Raw genomic sequence first — 18615 nt, 5'->3', positions numbered from 1 at the left:
TCCCCTTTCCCCCAAAAAATATAACAGAAAGAGTACGATACTTCCATTTCACATTATCTTTGTTCCAATAAAAAAGCAGGCCATTTCTTAGCCTGCTTTCCTCCATTTTACACTACAAAATAATATGCTTTTAATGGTCCGTGTACACCTACAACAAGATTCATTTCAATATCAGCTGAGTTACTTGGACCTGTAATGAAGTTGATACAAGAAGCTACTGCTTCCCCATTCTCTACACGCGTGTTCATATCCTGAACTACTTGTGTAATACGTGGTACGATTGTTTCACGTGGGATAATCGCAAAATAAACCGTAGGTAAGAAATGTAAAGAACGACCTTGACCTTTATGACTTTGCACAACAATTGTACCAGATTCCGCCAATGTGTAATCACTAAAGGCAATACCGATATTTGCTTTTTCAGCCAAACGAATATTTTCCTCTTTTTTCTCCGGATCCCAAATGTTTACTTCCATATGTTGATTTGGGAGCTCCGTAGAAAATAAAGAGTTCAAACCGTACGTAGCAAAACGTTCGTCCTGCGATAATAAAATAGGTCCACCGCCGTTTTCCACAATTATCTTTTGAATCGCTGTACTTAGTTCATCTTTTGTTGTTTCAATTACAGTCGTATGAATGTTTGTACATTGTTTTTTGAATACTTCTAGCAATTCTTCCTCTGAATAATCTTTCAACGTTTCTACGTTCACATTATTTTTCCACACTGGACGCTGTACGCCTTCTGTTTTACGCGCACGTCCAAGTTCTTTTGCAATGTTCTCTAAAAAAGAATCACGGTTTTGAATTGTCCCTGCCATCAGTCGTTCCCGCCTTTCTTGTGATCTTTATACCAATCTCGGAATCTTTCCTTACTTGGAGCTGGGAACTCACGAATATCCGTCCAGTTTTTCAACGGCCCTACACCCTTCGTTACACGATTACCAGCCGTAAATGGACTCATTGCTGTCGGAGCCATTTTCGATCCCATTTTATATAAAGCTGCTGAAGAGGCACCCATACTAAACATCTTCATTGCTAGTTTTTCTGCAAGTGGTGCTCGTCCTTCTTTCTCAACAATGACTTGGCGATGTTTTAATAACAAGTCATGCAATGGAATTTTTACTGGACAAGCTTCTGTACATGCCCCACATAAACTAGAAGCATACGGAAGTTCTTTATAATCGTCATAGCCACCTAAAAGTGGTGTTAATACCGCTCCAATTGGACCAGAATAGATGGATCCATAAGAATGCCCACCAACATGACGATATACAGGACATACGTTTACGCAAGCTGCACAACGAATACATTGCAAGACTTGACGGAATTCAGACCCAAGAATTTGAGATCGTCCATTATCTACAACAACTAAATGGAACTCCTCTGGCCCGTCTACTTCTTCTTCTTGAATTGGTCCTGCTACCGTTACATAACTTGTTAATTTTTGCCCAACTGCACTGCGGCATAGTAAACCAACAAGAACATCTAGTTCTTCCATAGTTGGAACCATACGTTCCATACCCATTACTGCAATTTGTGTTTTTGGAATAGACATAACAAGGTCAGCATTTCCTTCGTTTGTTACTAAACAAAGAGAACCTGTATTTGCAACTGCAAAGTTACATCCCGTTACTCCAATTTCAGCATCCATAAATTTTTCACGAAGTTGTTTACGAACAAACTTTGTCATTTCATATGGATCATCAGAATTTTCATATCCAAGCTTCTCTTTAAATACATCACGAATTTGCGTTCTGTTTTTATGAAGTGCCGGTGCGATGATATGAGATGGTGGATCGTTATCCACTTGCAGAATGTACTCACCTAAGTCACTCTCTAACACTTCACAACCAATCTCTTCAAGCGCATGGTTCATACTAATTTCTTCTGTTACCATCGACTTTGATTTTACAATTTTTTTTGCTTGTTTCTGTTTTGCTACCTCTTGAATGTACTTGGCTGCTTCTTCTTTTGTTTTCGCAAAGAAAACATGACCACCTCTTTTAGATACATTTTCACTTAGTTGCATTAAGTAGTAGTCTAGATTTTCTAACGTATGCTGACGAATTTGTTCACCAAGTTCACGCCATTCTTCCCAGTTTCCTAATTCATCGGCTGCTTTTAATCGATTTGTATATAGACGCGTTTGTGCAGAAGATACTGCCCCGCGCATAAATGAATCTTGAATTCCATCGCCAACGCGATCATTAAATTTTTTCTCACTGATTTTCATAGACATAGCTTATGTTCCCCCTTTATGAGCGACTATTCAATACCTCAGCAATATGCATTACTTTTACTTCCTTACCTAAGCGCTCAATACGTCCGCCAATGTTTAACAAACACCCACAGTCAGCACCGATTAAATAATCAGCACCCGTTTCCATTACACTATTCACTTTCTCATCTACCATTTGCTCAGAAATTGGTGTCATCTTAACTGAAAACGTTCCCCCAAAACCACAACAATTTTGTGCGTTTGGTAATTCTTTTACAGTTAATCCTTTTACATTTGATAGTAAAATTCCTGGTGCTTCCTTTACTCCAAGCATGCGTGTCATATGGCAAGATTTATGAACAGTTGCTGTTCCTTCTAAGCTAGCTCCAACATCTGTAACTTTTAACACATCTACAATAAATTGTGTTAATTCATATGTATGATCTGCTACTTTTTGTGCACGAGGTGCCCATTTTGGATCATCTTTAAAAACGTGTGGATACTCATGAAACATTGTCGCACAAGAACCAGATGGAGTTACGATATACTCTGCATCTTCGAAAGTCTCAATCATGTGCTTCATCGCTTCTTTTGCTGCTTCTACATGACCACTATTATAAGCTGGTTGTCCACAGCAAACTTGAGCTTCTGGAAATTCAATTTCACAACCTAAACGCTCCAACAATTCAACTGTTGCTTTACCGACATTTGTTTCAAACATATCGACTAAGCAAGTAACAAACAAAGTAACTTTCATAATTATAATTCCCCCTCATTACAACTTCATTAACAATCATATGGTCATCAGATGACTTGATAGAAAGAAGAAGCTAGGCATAATCGACCTACCTGACCCTCTCCCTAAAAGAAAACGCTTACTCAATCTTCCTCTATTTTATCAGAAAAATGAAATTTCGAAAGACTAAATCACGAATTTATATCTTGTTTACCTGTGACAATATGCTCTACATTTGTTAAATGATCCAGCATTGCTTGTTGTGCAGATTCTACATCTTGTTTCAATACCGCATCGTAAATAACTTGATGCTCTTCTAAAAGTCGTTCTGCTGTTGTTTGTTCACCATATAAAATAATTCGTCTCGATTCACCAATCGTCTCAGCAATCATTTCCGAAACATGATTCATAAGTTCGAGCAAGATGTTGTTATCTGAAGACTTTGCAATTTCCATATGAAAATGAAAGTCCGCTTTTTCACCAGCTCTTTCATTCCCAATACTTTTTTCCATTTCATCTAACCAATGCTTCATATTTTTTAAATTATCTTCTGTACGTTTTGTTGCTGCCGCTCGAACTGCCCCTACTTCAAGCACTTTTCGCACTTCCAATAAATTTAAAATATCTTCCTTCTTCATTAACAACATGTTATTTAAAGGTTTTGTTAATGCAGAAGAATCGAAGTTCTTCACATATGTTCCTTCTCCTTGTTTCATCTCAATTAAGCCCATCGCTCGCAAAGCACTTAATGCTTCACGAATCGCAGATCTGCCAACTTGAAACTGCTCAGCTAATTGATGAACAGGAAGAAGTTTGTCACCAGGTTTTAATGTACCATTTTTTATCATTGTTAAAATGGCTTCAGATACCTCTTCGTAAATTTTTTTCGGTTTGATAGATTTGTACTCCAGTTAAATCACCTCAGTATCATCCAAACAACAATTCAAACGCTTAAATAAGATAGCATCCATAACTATTTTAGAACGAATTAGTAAGAAGTACAAATGTTTTGTTCATAAAATCGCCAAATTTTTGTTATAGGGATCCAATTAATGGATATTTCAACCAGTAATAGTTTATATCTGGTATTTCTCCTATATGATTCGCCTTTATTTCCTATTTATATAGCATCTAAATAAAGTAGACTATCGTCAGTAGAAACTCCACTACTCACAAATAACTTGATAAAAAAGAAGCATGCTTTACTTAAAACATACTTCCTTCTTCATTTACATATAAGTTTATAATAACTGTCGTTCCTTTTCCTTTTTCACTTTCAACTCGCCACTCTCCACCATGGATATGCACAATTTGTTTGACAATCGCAAGGCCAAGGCCCGTCCCGCCATGCTGACGACTTCTCGCTTTATCCACCCGATAGAAACGTCCGCCAAGCTGCTCTAAATGTTCAGCATCAATACCGATTCCGGTATCTTGTATTTTCAATTCACACTGCCTATCTTTTTTCTTCAATTGTATAGAGATGCTACCATCTTGATTTGTATATCGAATCGCATTGTCCAGCAAGTTATGAAGTACTTGTTGCATTCTGTCTTCATCGATCATCACAATAATATCAGGATCAAGATCCTTTGAAATATACAACCGTTTTTCTATACATTTTAATTCATACGTTTCTAACACATCTTCAATAAGCTGCGCAAACACAATCGGTTGTTTTTTTAATGGAAAATGATCTCCTTCAAGTTGCGCCAAATCTAGCAAATCATGAACAAGACGTTGCATACGACCAGCTTCTTTATGAATGAGCTGTGTAAATTTTGATTGTTGTTGTCCCTTTGCAACGCCATCCAATATCGCTTCACTATACCCCTTAATATAACTGAGCGGCGTCCGCAGTTCATGAGAAACATTTGCTAAAAATTCCTTGCGCTTTGTATCTTCCATTTCCAATGAATTTGCCATTTTATTAAATGCTTTTCCTAAACGACCTATTTCATCTTCCGACGAAATAGTAATACGTTCAGAAAAATCTCCCGTTGCCATATGATTCGCAACTCGTTCCATTTGTGAAAGAGGCTTTGTAATCGTAATAATAATTTTTCTACCAATCCAAACTGTAAGTAAAATCATAACGAAAGCTAATGGAGCTAAAATCAGTCCCATATCGTATATTAAATCTTTAATACTCTTTAATGGAATATATGAGTACACAATACCAACTAATTTCTTACCTTCTAAAACCGGAATGACAACCCCCATAATATTCCGATCAAAATGCTCTTCATATCCAACTTTTGTAACTGTCTTTCCATCTAACAATGTTTGTCTATCATTCTCACTAATAAGAGAATGATGATGTACATCAAAAGGTAAACAAGCACTTAAATCACGAGGATTGCTCACAAAAAGTACATCCGCACTCGAAATATGATCAAATGCTTGAACTTTTTCTCCAAACGCTAACGTACCTTCGTCCTTTTTATATTGAGATACAAGTCTTTTTCCTTCCATTACTAATGAATCTTCAATGTTTTGAACATATAACTTTTCATATGAATATAAGGACACGAAATAAAGAAAAGAAACTGTTACACATACTGCACATACTACCGTAAGCCAAAGCTTTTGTACCATCGTAAACATGTTACACCTCAAATTTATAACCTACACCCCATACCGTTTGAATGTAGTTTCCACTTTCTCCAAGTTTTAAACGCATCGTTTTCACATGTGTATCTACCGTTCTCGTACTTCCTGCATAATCATATCCCCATACTTTTTCAAGCAATTGCTCACGGCTAAACACTTGTCCACTATGCTGACAAAGAAAATAAAGTAAATCAAACTCTTTTACAGTCAGAGAAATAGATTCCCCTTCCGTCTCAATCCGCCGGCTTTTTTCATTAATAACGATTGGGCCGAATTGAAGTTCTTCTTGTTGTTCACGTTTCGTATATCGTCTTAATACAGCTTCCATACGAGCAATGAGTTCACCTGGACTAAACGGCTTCACAATATAATCGTCTGCCCCCATCCGTAAACCATTGACACGATTCCATTCTTCACCTTTTGCTGTTAAAAAAATAATCGGTACATCCGATGATTTTCGGATTTCTTTACAGACTGAAATACCATCCATCTCCGGCATCATAATATCTAAAATGACAAAGTCATAATGCTCTGTATCAAGCATATGAAGGGCATCTTTTCCATTCTCTGCTTCTCCCCATTCATATCCGAAATTATCTAAATACATGCCAACAAGTTGTCTCATATCACTTTCATCATCTACAAGTAACACCTTATGTTTATTCATTTTCCTCCCCCTTCTCGCTGCGTTAGTTGAAACGGTCCCTTGCCAACTGCAATCGTTTGTTTCACCTTCATTTTTTGAATATCAATTACATACACTTCATTACTATCATAGCTAGCTACATATCCCTCTTTCTTACTCTTCAAAAAAGAAAACGGATTAGCTCCTACCTCAAGAGCTCCTACTTCTTGATAAGTTTGTGTATCAAATTTTCTTAAGGTATTTGATCCATGACTTAATGTATATACAAACTTTTCATCCCCTACAAGACTAACCGGCATAAATGGTGCATGTAAAGAACGAATCATCTCTCCATTACTTAATGAATAAACTAAGACTTTCTCATTCACTTGTTTTCCATCACCATGTCCACCAATCCAGATCTCCTTTCCATCGCTACTAACCATTGCCCCTGTTGATGCTGGTGGTACCATAAAAGATTGTATAACCTTCTTTTTTTCTAAATCGATTGTAGATAGCTGTGTGTCATAAAAATTTAATACATGTAGCTGTTTATCATTTTGCACCATTGTTAGTGGACCTTTCCCTACAGAAACACTCCCGGTCTCTTTTCCATTTACCGTAAAGAAACGTACTTTTTGTTCATTTTGATCAGCCATAAATAATTGTTTTCCATCATTTGATACTAAAACATTTGTAATCCCTTTCCCAGTTTTCCATTTTCTAATTTGCTTTCCTTCTGCTAACGAGTAGACATATATATCTTCTAATTGTTTACCATACACAAGCATCTCGTCTCCGCCTGGAAGCATTGCAATTCCTGTAATAGGTTCTTTTAATTCCCATGTTGTTAATGTCTTTTTCGACTTTTCATCAATAAAACTAACGCTACCTTCTTTAATATTTGTTGTTATGATGATATTTTTATTTTTAGCAATCGGTGTATATGAATTCTCCTGACATCCTGCTAATAGAAACAAAGAACATAGCAGAAAAAAGTATTTCTTCAAAAGATTCCCTCCATCTATAAATGATTTCGTTATAATTGTAAAATAGCAAATATTTGTGAGGAAAGTGTGAAATCTTCCTATTTTATGAAACTGTATATATAATGTACAACAAATAAAAATAAAGGTGTGGAAATTATGCTTTTCCTGACTTAGCAAACAAAATTGTCCGTGAGGTTTGAAGACTAATTACTGAAAATAGTATCATTATTAATATACAAGGTACCATTACTAGTTGTTTAATGAATACGATATTTTTGGAAACAAAGAACGCTACGATGAAACTCCTCCAGTAATTCCCAAAGAGAAAAGTTGTTACGGAGCACTGCACGATCATACCGGGGAAAAAGTGGCGCAAAAGAACTTGCAAAACGGGGCAACAATTGTCACTGCAAATCCAGGATGATTACTACAAATGAAACTCGGTATTGAACAGGGGAAACTCTCGCATAAAATGAGAGGCATTTACATTGTAGACTTATTATTAGAAGCAATTGAATACAATTCGTAATATATGTAACAATATGAAAACGGCTATCTCCTTCTTCTATGTAAAGAGATAGCCGCTTTTTTATGCGCTACAAGATTAAAAATATGTTACCGTATATAAAAAAAGAACAACAAAAAGATTACAGCTTTGTTAAAAAGCATCCATTATATTCCTCAAAAAAATACTAAAACCCTTGATGGGAATGGTTTCTCTCTTTCTTCAAAAGGTAATTATACCCAAAATAATGCATTTATAACTGAGGCTGAAAATGCTGAAAATTCCTTTTACAATCTAGTTTTCTCTCAGTTCACCCCATATTTAAATCTAGGATAAAATAGGAAATTTTATAGTCTATGTATTTTTTTCCATCTTTTTTCCGGCAATTTGTATGCTACGATGAATTTGTCAGTCAGACAGGCTGTTAAAAACAAATCTGTGTAAGAACAGTTACAAAACTTTTATATAGGGGGACACATGTCATGAAAAAACGTGTTTTATTATCTGTCGCAGCAGCAACTGCATTCACATTCGGAGCATCTACTCTTAGTGCGGAAGCAGCAACAATGCAACCATCTACAATGAAGGTTCAAAATGTTCAGCAAACTAAAGTTGTTATGCAACATATGAATCAACAAGAATTACAATCTTTCTTACAATCTATGGGAATTAAGTCTCTAGCACAATGGAATCAAGTACAATTCCAGCAAGGGAACTGCTTCATTCCTGGTCAGCAACCAATTGAAACTACTAAACCTGTAGAACAAAAACCAGCTGAAAACAAACCTGCTGAAGAAACAACAAAACCAGAGGCTCAAAAGCCTGCTGAAAATAACAACAATACAAACAACAACGAAACACAAAAACCGGCTGAAAACAAGCCTGCTGAAGAAGCAAAAGGTTCTTTAAGCGAATTTGAACAACGCGTTGTTGATTTAACAAATGCTGAGCGTGCAAAACAAGGTTTACCAGCATTAAAAGTTGACGCTGAATTAAGCAAAGTTGCACGTATCAAATCTGAAGATATGCAAAAAAATAACTACTTCGATCATAATAGCCCAACATACGGATCTCCATTCGATATGATGAAGAAGTTTGGTATTTCTTATAAATCTGCTGGTGAAAACATCGCGCAAGGTCAACGTACACCTGAAGAAGTTGTACAAGCTTGGATGAATAGTGAAGGTCACCGTGCAAATATTTTAAATAGCGGTTTCACTCACATCGGTGTTGGCTATGTGGAAAGCGGAAACTACTGGACACAACAATTTATTACGAAGTAATATAAATAAAAACCTTTCTTTTTAGAGGGGAGAGGATTCGACTGCACATAGAAGCGGTCGGATCCTTTTTTGTTGTCTCATGTCATGTGAAATCGCAAGGAGACAATGAATGCAGGGCTCCTTGTGTGCTTCATAGCCACAACTAATATGTTAAAAGATAAGTCAAAATAGATTTATATAAAAGGAATCTCCTGTTACGGAAGACTCCTTTTATATTTCATAATTTTCTAGTATATATGAATACAAAATACAAAACATAAAAGAAATAGATCCACAGCTAATCACACCAATTAGTAGATAAAATCCCCATTGTAGTTTCAAAAACAAACAAATTAATATGATAAGCGACATATATTGAAATATACGTTGACTAAACAAACGTATTTTCTGTAACCCAATCGGCTCCTCTTCTTTTTTTCTTCCTTTTTTAAATCCTTTACTAACCATAAAAAGAAACGCACTAATTCCTATTATAAGGCCAATTTGAAATGGTATATCGATTCCGATACCAATGACAAGAATAAGCATATGAATAAATAATAAAAATAGAGATACATTCTCTTTAAATCTCATCACAATATTGCGATCATTCTCATTGAACTTATATACGTAATGTGAAATGATATACAACAGGCCATGAAGACAAATAATAAGGCAGGGAATAAATAACATAACAACTTGTTTCCTTGCATATTCATTTGGTTCACCATCCTGATTCCAGTGCACCGCTAGATAATTCGGTAAATATGGAGATAGAAACAACGTAAATAGAAAACAAGCAAGAAATATACCTATCATATATTTATATCTTACCAAGTAATTTTCACCTCTCTTTTCTATTTACGGCTTCTATTTTCACAAAAAATTTCCTGCAAAAAATATCTTTCTCAACTAAACAGAAAAACTTTACTTGTTCTATTTTTGGAAAGATTTCAGAATGCTATTTAAATGATTTGGAAGCGGAACTTCTACGGTGATCTCTTCTTTTGTAATAGGATGTAAAAAAGCAATCCGCATAGCATGTAAGGCTTGACTTGACATATATGTGGATTGTCCACCATACAACGTATCACCAATTAACGGATGACCACTATGACTCATATGAACGCGAATTTGATGAGTTCTTCCTGTCTCTAATTGTAATGTTACAAGCGTCACATCTTTGTTTTTAAAATATTCCTCTACCTTATAATGTGTTACCGCATGATCACCATTTGGAGACACACGGCGCCTCGTTGCATGATGTCGATCTCTTCCAATCGCTGCGTCAATCATTCCTTTCTTCTTTTTTACTTTTCCTTCTACCAATGCCAAATATGTTCTTTTAATTTTACGTTCCATTAATAATCGATCCATAATAGCACCCGCTATCGCGTGTTTCGCAAATACAACACCACCCGTTGTATCTTTATCTAATCGATGAATATGACGTACTTTCGTCTCTACACCTTGCATTTGCAAATGAAAAGCAACAAGATTTGCAAGTGTTCCTGTTCCACCTTTGCTAGAAGGATGCGTATCCATGTGCGCAGGTTTATTTACAATTAATACATGATCGTCTTCAAATATCACTTCTAAATCACCGAACTCTGGCTGGACACCATACTCCTCCTGGATAAACATATGAACTTGCAATTTATCCCCTTCTTGTAAAGATTCACTCCATCCTTTTCGTTCTCCATTGACGATAATGCCTTTTTCCATACGAAGTTGATGTAATAGCTTTTTTGGGACGCTCCACTCTTCTTTTAACAAGGAATCAATGCTCATACCGCTCCATTTAGTTGGAACGGTAATTTCACACCATTCTCCCTTTCTTTTCATTTCCATGCTTTATCCACCTTATTTCTATTGATTCTATTATTGTAACGGAAAATGATTGATAATGCATTGTTTAAAACAAAAGACAGTCTACATAATAGACTGCCCTCTAAGCACGTAATTTCTTAATTTCTTGTAACATTTCTTCTGCTTTTTGCTCATAAGATAAATCTTTAAAAAAGTCTGCTAATCGCCTATAGTCGTTGTAAGCATCCAGTAAATTATCTATTGTTTCTTCCTTAGAAACTTTTGGCTTCGATTTCATTTTCACTGGATATCGATAACCGGACATCTCATGTATTTTATAATATTCTTCCTCTACTTGAATGACTTTCACAAGTTCTTCTTCTTCAGCATCCATTGTATACCCATCAAATTCTCTCAGTAATTCATAAATAATATGAGTCCATTCATCTTTTGGGTAAAATCCTTTTTCGAGTCTATAGCCGACAATGCGATACATGTGCCCATCATTTTCTGCAAACTGTACAGTATCATTTAACTTAAATTTAAAATAACGAAACATTGTCTTCACCTGCTTTTATATGTATTGTCCTTACCACATACTATTTGCAAAAAGTGGACAATGCTATTCATAAAAAAAGCACTCATCTATAAGAGAAACTGCTAAAAACTTTTCTTTTTGGATGGGAGAGTATCCGATCATGTAGAGGCGGTTATTGCCTTTTTTCGCTCCATACCTTGTGAGAACAACGGTAGGAAATGCGAAGCGATCTGCTTTTGTATTCCTAGCCGCGATTGATATACCAGTAAATTAAAATAAGTATATACGGAAAGTCTTATAGATCAACAAAAGGCCACTGAAAAACTTTCGTTTTCCAGTGACCTTTCTGCAAGATGAACATTTTTTTCAATCTAATGATTTTACTTTTTTCTTTCGAAACGGCAGCCACCAGTTCCAATCTCCGAACATTTTCATTAAACTTGGCACAAGCATAAGCCGAATAATCGTTGCATCAAGAAAAATAGCAAGTGCTACACCAAGCCCCATCTGCTTTACTGGTAAAATATCAGTAAAGGCGAATGCTCCTGTTACAACAATCATAATAAGAGCAGCTGATGTAATAATACGGCTTGTTGATACAAGCCCTTCTAACGTTGCCACATCATTATCTCCTGTCTCTTCATACAATTCATGGATACGAGAAATAAGAAATACTTCATAATCCATGCTTAAGCCGAATACAAGACCGAATATAAAAATCGGTAGCACAAATAAAACTGAGCTTGCTTCTAATCCAAAATGTCCACCTTCAAATAGCCAAATCACAATTCCAATTGTTGCACTTAAACTAAGTATATTCATCACAATCGCCTTAATTGGAATGAGTATAGAACGGAATGCAAATAATAAAATACAGAAAGTAGAGCCGAATATGACAGACATACCAATCACAACTTTATCTTTAATTTCATCCTCTAGCTCTTGTTGAAATGTTGTCATACCACCTAAATAATATGTAATACCATCATCTTTATAGGTGTCTTTAAAATCACGAACCCATTGCTTCGCAGTCTCCGCTTTAGGCTTTGTGTCTAAGAAAATTTGAATGGTTGTTTTATTTCCTTTTGTATAAGCATCAAATACAGGTGTTATTTGTGTTCGCTGAGGTGATTGTAATAATGTAGCAATCTGTTCCGCTGTCATTCCATTTAGCTCACTATACAAACTCTTTACTTTGTATACATGCTTATCTTTTTCCAGCTTCTGTATAATACCTTCTATCTTTTGTAGACTATCTTTCTCAGTTACTTTCTGCTTCGTCTCTAGTACCAAGGTAACATCAGCATGCGTTTTCACAATTTTATTAAATGCCTCTTCATATCTCTCATATGCCATTCGCGTATCGCTTTTCTCTGGCAATGCTTCTACACCAGGAAATTGAAGATTGGCAGTACGAAGCGGTAACAAACAGATGAGAATAAACATTGTAACAACGACAATCATCATAATAGGATGCTTCATTACAAATTGAGCAAACTTACGCCACATATTGGAAGTGCGAGGTGCAGTTTGTTTCTTTTTCAGTAATCGCTTTCCTATTAACGATAGCAAGGCTGGAAGAAGTGTAAGTGAAAATAAAATACTCATCACAACAACAATCATCCCGCTAATCGCAACAGACTGAATATAATCAATTTCAAAGAAAAATAAACCGGATAAACCTACAAATACACATAATCCTGAAAATACAATCGCACGACCCGCTGTTTGATACGTAACAGCTATTGCCTCTTTTACTGTACGATGTGCCACTTCCTCACGAAACCGATTCACAAATAACAATGCAAAATCAATTGATAAAGCAAGCCCAATCATAGGTGCAACATTTAATACAAAAATAGATAATTCTTTATCTACACCGATAAAATATAAAATTCCCATTGTACTAATAACACTAAGTGCCCCATTTAAAATCGGCAAGATGGAAGCGAGCAAGCTACCAAATGAAAATAGTAATACAAGAAAAGCAATTGGCAGTCCAATCATTTCTGCTACTTTCAAATCATTTTGTGTGCGTTCATTAATTTCTTCATTAATCTTTGGAAAACCTGTTGGTGATACTTTCAACGTATCGTTACTTTCCTTTTTTATTTCTTTTGCAAATTGTAATGTCTTTTCATTCCGTTCTTTACTTGTTTTCCCGGAAAATAAAATCGTCGCATACGCAATATCATCTTGTAACATTTCTTTATTTTCTAATGGATGATGGAATGAATCATATGTTTCTTTCTTTTGAATTTTTGTTATAATTTCTTCTATTCGTTTTTGAAAATCCCCGTTTGAAACTCCTTTATTCTTCTGAAAAACGAGAAGGAGCGCATCTTGAGACTGTTTAAAATCCTTATCTAAAATTGCTTTTGTCGTTTGATAGTCTCCTTTTGTTTGAAAACCATCGCCTCCTAATACCCCTGGAAGTTTTGGTGCGAAAATACCGAGTGCTATTGCTAACACGACTAATGAGGCAATGACTGTATAACGAAATCGATAAAAAAAAGCACCTAGTTTCCCCCAGTTATCTATTTTATGTACATTTGTCTTCACACATCTTCACCTACTTTATATAATTAGTGAATCCCACTATATTTTAGCACATCTTACCATAATCAATGGCATCACATAATATAAAGTGAAACTTTAATCAGTAGTTTTTTTCTTCATTCCCCACTGATTATTAGCCCTTATCAATCGAGCTTTTACTGCCCACAAATAGCTGAATAAAAAAACACCCAAAAATTCCAGTACTCTAGGAATTCCCGGGTGTTTCTTATCTTTCTTGATTCGCCCCAAATCGCTCAGAAAGCAAACGATGAAAATAAATAGCAATAATTAATAATATACCGCTTAAACAATAACCAGCTAAAATATCAGTCGGATAATGTACAGATAAAATAATTCTGCTTAATCCAATCCATATGATTAGCAATGCCATCGCAATCGTAATAACAACTTTCCCAGCCACATTTTTTACGTTTGCAGCAATGATATAAGCGAGAAACCCATACGTAACCATTGATAGCATTGCATGTCCGCTTGGAAAACTATATCCAAGGGCATCAAACGCTTCATTTAAACTCGGACGATCTCTTTTCACTATTTCTTTTATTCCTTTATTCACAAGATGTGTGATTAGCACAGCCATAGGATAAACAACCATCGCCACATAATAGCGCTTCTTCCAAAAAACGAAAAGACTAAGCGTAAGCGTACCTATAATTCCAATTGCAGATCCCAATTTTGTAAAATATGAAAAAAATAAAAGTGAACTTTCTGTTTGTAATCCTCTTACAAGCCCTTTCACATATGAATCAATTGTTGTCACACCACCTGCTTGTACCCTCCAAGCAATGAGAGCAAATGCAACCAACAACAAGATGATACAAGCAAGCTCATATCGATGTAATTTTCTTTTCAAACCTTTTCCTCCTATTATGAAAAAATGCGATTTCTATTCAGAAACCGCATTTTTGATACTTATTCGCCTTTTGTTTTTAACTCCGTCCAGTAACGATCATACTCTTTTAATTTATTATCTACATCAACAAGCCACTCTGTACGAGCCAACTCGTCTTTCGATAAGAAAATCATGTGGTTATTACGATACTCTTTACTGTGAAGTTCCCATGCTTTTTCATTTGGATTACTATATCCAATGGATTCATAGTTTTTCACACTTACTTTTTCATCCATTAAGTAGTTCATAAACTTCTCTGCAAGTTCTTTATGTTTCGCGCCTTTTGGAATTGCTAATGTATCCGCCCAAATTGTACCGCCTTCTTTTGGAACGACATACTCTATATCTTTATTATCTTTTGCAATGAACGCTGCATCTCCAGACCAGACTGTCCCAATCCAAGCGTCCTCTGTAATAAATTTTTGTTTAATATTATCTGTATCAAACGCAAGTAAGTTAGGAAGTAACTTTTGCAGATCAGTAGCTGCTGTCTTCAATTCAGCATCATTTTGTGTGCTATTTGAAAATCCATTCTTTTTCAGACCCATTCCTAATACTTCACGAGAATCATTTAATAAAGTAACATGGCCTTTATATTTCTCATTCCATAGGTCATTCCAACTTGTTGGTGCTTCTTTTACGTGCTTTTTATTGTAAGCAATTCCTGTTACACCCCAAGTGTATACAAGCGAGTACTTATTCTCTGGATCAAATGGAGGTGTTTTAAAGTTTGAAACAAGATTTTTCACATTTGGAATGTTCTTTTTATCCAATGGCTCTAGTAAATCCATTTTTGCCATCGTTTTAACCATGTAGTCTGACGGTTGAATCAAATCATATTTTGCACCGCCAGCTTGTAATTTCGCAAGCATTTCTTCGTTACTTGCGTATTTATCATAATTAACTTTGACGTTATATTTCTTTTCAAAATCTTTTATTACTTCTTCATCAAAATTATCAGCCCAGCTATAAATGTTTAGCTCTTCCTTCTTCTCACCACACCCAGCTAATAGGCCGGCAACAAGGCTGAAGCTAATCGCTGCACCAGCTACTGTTTTCATCCATTTCATTGATGAATTACCTCCTCTTTCTTTATAATTTGTTCTCTATGTTATAGCGGAAGATGTCCTCCGGAGTTTTCTTCACCATCTGCACCTTTTTTACGGAAGATTTCTGATGCAACCATTAATCCAACAATTACAACAATTAAAATTGTAGAAAGAGCATTAATTTCAGGTGATATTCCGCGCTTCACCATACTATAAATGTATAATGGCAATGTTGTTGATCCTGGACCGGATACGAAGAAACTAATCACAAAATCATCGATTGATAGTGTGAATGTTAATAATGCCGCTGAAATAATACCCGGTGCAATTCCAGGAAGCGTAATATAACGAAACGTTTGCCACGGAGTTGCTCCTAAATCATTCGCTGCTTCTTCTAAATCGCGGCCCATTCCAGAAAGACGTGCTGCTAAAATGACAACAACGAATGAAATACTAAATGTAATATGGGCAATAATAATGGTTACTTGTCCAAGTTCAATGCCAATTTGACTAAATAAAATAAGTAAAGATAATCCCATTAAAATATCAGGAATTAGAATTGGTAAATATACGAGACCGTTAATTGCCCCTTCAAAACGATATTTATAACGATGTAATGCAACAGCGAAAATCACACCAAGAACCGTTGTCACAATTGTCGTCACAATCGCGATTGTAATACTATTTACAAATGCATCAATAACATCTTGCTTTTGAAATAAATCAGTATACCAATGGAACGTAAATCCTTCCCATTCCGCGTTAATACGAGAATCGTTAAAAGAATATACCATGAGAACCATCATTGGAAAATACAAGAACAATAAAATTAACCAAGAATAAGAGACTAAAAACTTCTTCATCTTTGTCTATTCCCCTCCGTTTCCGTATTTATATACTTTCGTTGCACGATAATATAAGTAAATTAACAGAACAGAGAACAGAACGACAATAATGGATAACGCTGATCCAAATGGCCAATCACGTGCACCTAAGAATTGGTTTTGAATAACGTTTCCGATTAACGCTACCTTTGATCCACCCATAACGTCTGATACAACAAACATTCCAATAGATGAAACAAATACTAAAATCGAACCAGTAGCAACTCCTGACATTGTCATTGGTAATGTTACATTCCAAAACGCTTTCATCGGTGTTGCTCCTAAATCATATGCTGCTTCTAATTTACGTTTATCTAGCTGCTCAATTGCTGCGTACACTGGTAAAATCATAAATGGCAGTAAAGAATATACCATTCCTAATACTACAGATGGTGTATTATACAGTAAATTTAGTGGCTCATTAATAACGCCTAACTTTAGTAATACTGTATTTACAAGCCCTTGTGAACGTAAAATAACAATCCATGCATACGAGCGCACAAGAAAGTTAATCCAGAACGGAATCGTTGCTAATAATAGTAAAATCGAACGATATTTACGATCAACAATTGTAATTGTATATGCAAACGGGTAACCAATGAGTAAGCAAAGTACTGTGGTGATCACTGCAATTTTCACTGTTTCCCATAATGTGTTCATATACAAGGGATCAAACACACGAGATATATTATCTAACGTAAATTGCATCTCCACTGTTCCATATGCCCCGCGCTGCAAGAACGCAAATGCTAATACGAATACAAGCGGAATTAAAAAGAAGATTAGTAACCATGTAACTGTAGGTAATGCGAGTAGTTTCCCTTTTTTCAATTTAAGGTCACCTCATCCTCTTGCTCCCAGCCTACGTATACATTATCCCCAATACTCCACTGCGCTGCTCCCTCTGCAGTTTGGTATGCCATTAATAGTTCTGCTGTTTTTTCATCACGTACATAAAGCTTCTCCATATTTCCAACAAACTCGATATCTTCAATATGTCCAAGATGGTATTCTTTTAAAATTGGTTCTTCAACCGAACGTATTTTCACATTTTCAGGGCGAACTGCTACGTAGTTTTCCCCATTCTTTATAATATTATTTTCACCAATGAATGTCGCGACAAACATTGTTTTTGGCGCTTTATAAATTTCCTTTGGCGTTCCGATCTGCTCGATATGCCCTTTATTCATAACGACAATACGATCACTCATGCTCATTGCTTCTTCTTGATCGTGCGTTACATATATAAACGTAATTCCTAAATTACGCTGTAAGTTTTTCAACTCACGTTGTAAATCTTTTCTTAACTTAAAATCAAGTGCTCCAAGTGGCTCATCTAGTAATAATACACGCGGATTATTTACGATTGCTCTTGCAATTGCAACACGCTGCTGTTGTCCACCAGAAAGCTTAGCAGGCTTACGATTACGGAATTCAAGTAACTGCGTTAAACGCATTGCTTCTTCTGCACGCTCTTTTTGTTCTGCCGCTGATACTTTTTGCATCTTCATACCAAAACAAATATTTTTCTCCACCGTCATATGTGGAAACAATGCATAATGCTGGAACACTAAGTTCATATGACGCTTATAAGGCGGCAAGTCATTGATTCTTTCTTCATCAAGTAAAAGGTTACCTTTTGTAGGAGTTTCAAAACCTGCAATCATACGAAGTAACGTTGTTTTTCCACAACCACTCGGTCCAAGAATTGTTAAAAATTCTCCTTCTTTAATGTCTAAAGAAAGAGGTGGAATAATCACTTGATCTCCAAAATGTTTTTCTACTGCTTCAACTTTAATAATCTTTTTCATTTTCCCGTCCTATCTATCTCAAATTTTTAATTTTTATATTCATGAATAAATATTAGTTTTCTATAGATTTTTTTGTTTCGATCCAAACAAAAATAATTATTTAA

Annotated in this window: 17 protein-coding genes and 1 pseudogene; 2 read left to right on the top strand and 16 right to left on the bottom strand. The window is 35.6% G+C overall.

Annotation, left to right across the window (positions count from 1 at the left end; genetic code table 11):
• Positions 1-107: 107 nt before the first annotated feature.
• The 7 genes from QRY57_RS08300 to QRY57_RS08270 form a co-directional block, all read right to left on the bottom strand.
• Positions 108-818: a LutC/YkgG family protein gene (locus QRY57_RS08300; RefSeq protein ID WP_286017174.1), complete on the bottom strand. Its 711-nt coding sequence runs from the start codon at positions 816-818 to the stop codon at positions 108-110.
• Positions 818-2239: a LutB/LldF family L-lactate oxidation iron-sulfur protein gene (locus tag QRY57_RS08295; protein WP_286017173.1), complete on the bottom strand. Its 1422-nt coding sequence runs from the start codon at positions 2237-2239 to the stop codon at positions 818-820. The genes QRY57_RS08300 and QRY57_RS08295 overlap by 1 nt, the downstream gene beginning before the upstream one ends.
• A gap of 16 nt (positions 2240-2255) precedes the next feature.
• The gene (locus QRY57_RS08290) at positions 2256-2975 is read right to left on the bottom strand and encodes a (Fe-S)-binding protein (RefSeq protein ID WP_026591390.1); all 720 of its coding nucleotides are present in this window, start codon (positions 2973-2975) and stop codon (positions 2256-2258) included.
• 170 nt (positions 2976-3145) lie between these two features.
• Positions 3146-3835, bottom strand: a complete 690-nt coding sequence (locus QRY57_RS08285) for a FadR/GntR family transcriptional regulator (RefSeq protein WP_255259962.1) — start codon at positions 3833-3835, stop codon at positions 3146-3148.
• A gap of 325 nt (positions 3836-4160) precedes the next feature.
• Positions 4161-5561 carry a sensor histidine kinase gene (locus QRY57_RS08280; protein ID WP_286017172.1) on the bottom strand — a complete coding sequence of 467 codons (1401 nt, stop codon included), beginning with the start codon at positions 5559-5561 and terminating at the stop codon, positions 4161-4163.
• A gap of 1 nt (position 5562) precedes the next feature.
• Positions 5563-6234, bottom strand: coding sequence for a response regulator transcription factor (locus QRY57_RS08275; RefSeq protein WP_026591393.1), 672 nt, complete (start codon positions 6232-6234; stop codon positions 5563-5565).
• Positions 6231-7202, bottom strand: coding sequence for a lipoprotein (locus tag QRY57_RS08270; protein WP_286017171.1), 972 nt, complete (start codon positions 7200-7202; stop codon positions 6231-6233). Before QRY57_RS08270 ends, QRY57_RS08275 begins: the two co-directional genes overlap by 4 nt.
• A 373-nt stretch (positions 7203-7575) precedes the next feature.
• Between QRY57_RS08270 and QRY57_RS27110 the strand changes: the two are divergent.
• A pseudogene (locus QRY57_RS27110) lies at positions 7576-7710 on the top strand (glycolate oxidase); the annotation flags it as partial.
• 458 nt (positions 7711-8168) lie between these two features.
• Positions 8169-8969: a CAP domain-containing protein gene (locus QRY57_RS08260; RefSeq protein ID WP_026591395.1), complete on the top strand. Its 801-nt coding sequence runs from the start codon at positions 8169-8171 to the stop codon at positions 8967-8969.
• A gap of 210 nt (positions 8970-9179) precedes the next feature.
• Here the strand turns inward: QRY57_RS08260 and QRY57_RS08255 are convergent, their stop codons facing one another.
• The 9 genes from QRY57_RS08255 to potA all read right to left on the bottom strand — a co-directional run bounded on the left by QRY57_RS08255 (position 9180) and on the right by potA (position 18511).
• The gene (locus QRY57_RS08255) at positions 9180-9785 is read right to left on the bottom strand and encodes a DUF1648 domain-containing protein (RefSeq protein ID WP_208016729.1); all 606 of its coding nucleotides are present in this window, start codon (positions 9783-9785) and stop codon (positions 9180-9182) included.
• 99 nt (positions 9786-9884) lie between these two features.
• A complete protein-coding gene (locus QRY57_RS08250) occupies positions 9885-10799 on the bottom strand; it encodes an RluA family pseudouridine synthase (RefSeq protein ID WP_208016728.1) in 915 nt (304 codons plus the stop codon).
• 100 nt (positions 10800-10899) lie between these two features.
• Positions 10900-11316 carry a YodN-related protein gene (locus QRY57_RS08245; protein ID WP_026591398.1) on the bottom strand — a complete coding sequence of 139 codons (417 nt, stop codon included), beginning with the start codon at positions 11314-11316 and terminating at the stop codon, positions 10900-10902.
• A 345-nt stretch (positions 11317-11661) separates the two neighbouring features.
• On the bottom strand, positions 11662-13857 hold the full coding sequence (locus tag QRY57_RS08240) for an MMPL family transporter (protein WP_286017170.1): 2196 nt from the start codon (positions 13855-13857) through the stop codon (positions 11662-11664).
• A 223-nt stretch (positions 13858-14080) separates the two neighbouring features.
• A complete protein-coding gene (locus QRY57_RS08235; protein ID WP_286017169.1) occupies positions 14081-14728 on the bottom strand; it encodes a phosphatase PAP2 family protein in 648 nt (215 codons plus the stop codon).
• A 59-nt stretch (positions 14729-14787) separates the two neighbouring features.
• Positions 14788-15837, bottom strand: a complete 1050-nt coding sequence (locus QRY57_RS08230) for a polyamine ABC transporter substrate-binding protein (protein WP_026591401.1) — start codon at positions 15835-15837, stop codon at positions 14788-14790.
• A gap of 41 nt (positions 15838-15878) precedes the next feature.
• Positions 15879-16679, bottom strand: coding sequence for a spermidine/putrescine ABC transporter permease PotC (potC, locus tag QRY57_RS08225; RefSeq protein ID WP_208016725.1), 801 nt, complete (start codon positions 16677-16679; stop codon positions 15879-15881).
• A gap of 6 nt (positions 16680-16685) precedes the next feature.
• On the bottom strand, positions 16686-17531 hold the full coding sequence (locus QRY57_RS08220; protein ID WP_026591403.1) for an ABC transporter permease: 846 nt from the start codon (positions 17529-17531) through the stop codon (positions 16686-16688).
• Positions 17528-18511 (bottom strand): spermidine/putrescine ABC transporter ATP-binding protein PotA, encoded by a 984-nt coding sequence (potA, locus tag QRY57_RS08215; RefSeq protein WP_098302167.1) that lies wholly within the window; start codon positions 18509-18511, stop codon positions 17528-17530. Before potA ends, QRY57_RS08220 begins: the two co-directional genes overlap by 4 nt.
• Between the last annotated feature and the right edge of the window lie 104 nt (positions 18512-18615).

It is taken from the genome of Bacillus arachidis (assembly GCF_030285945.1).
GTDB lineage: Bacteria > Bacillota > Bacilli > Bacillales > Bacillaceae_G > Bacillus_A > Bacillus_A arachidis.
Note: the sequence above shows the minus strand (reverse complement) of the source record. Positions and strands in the feature narration are given on the sequence as shown.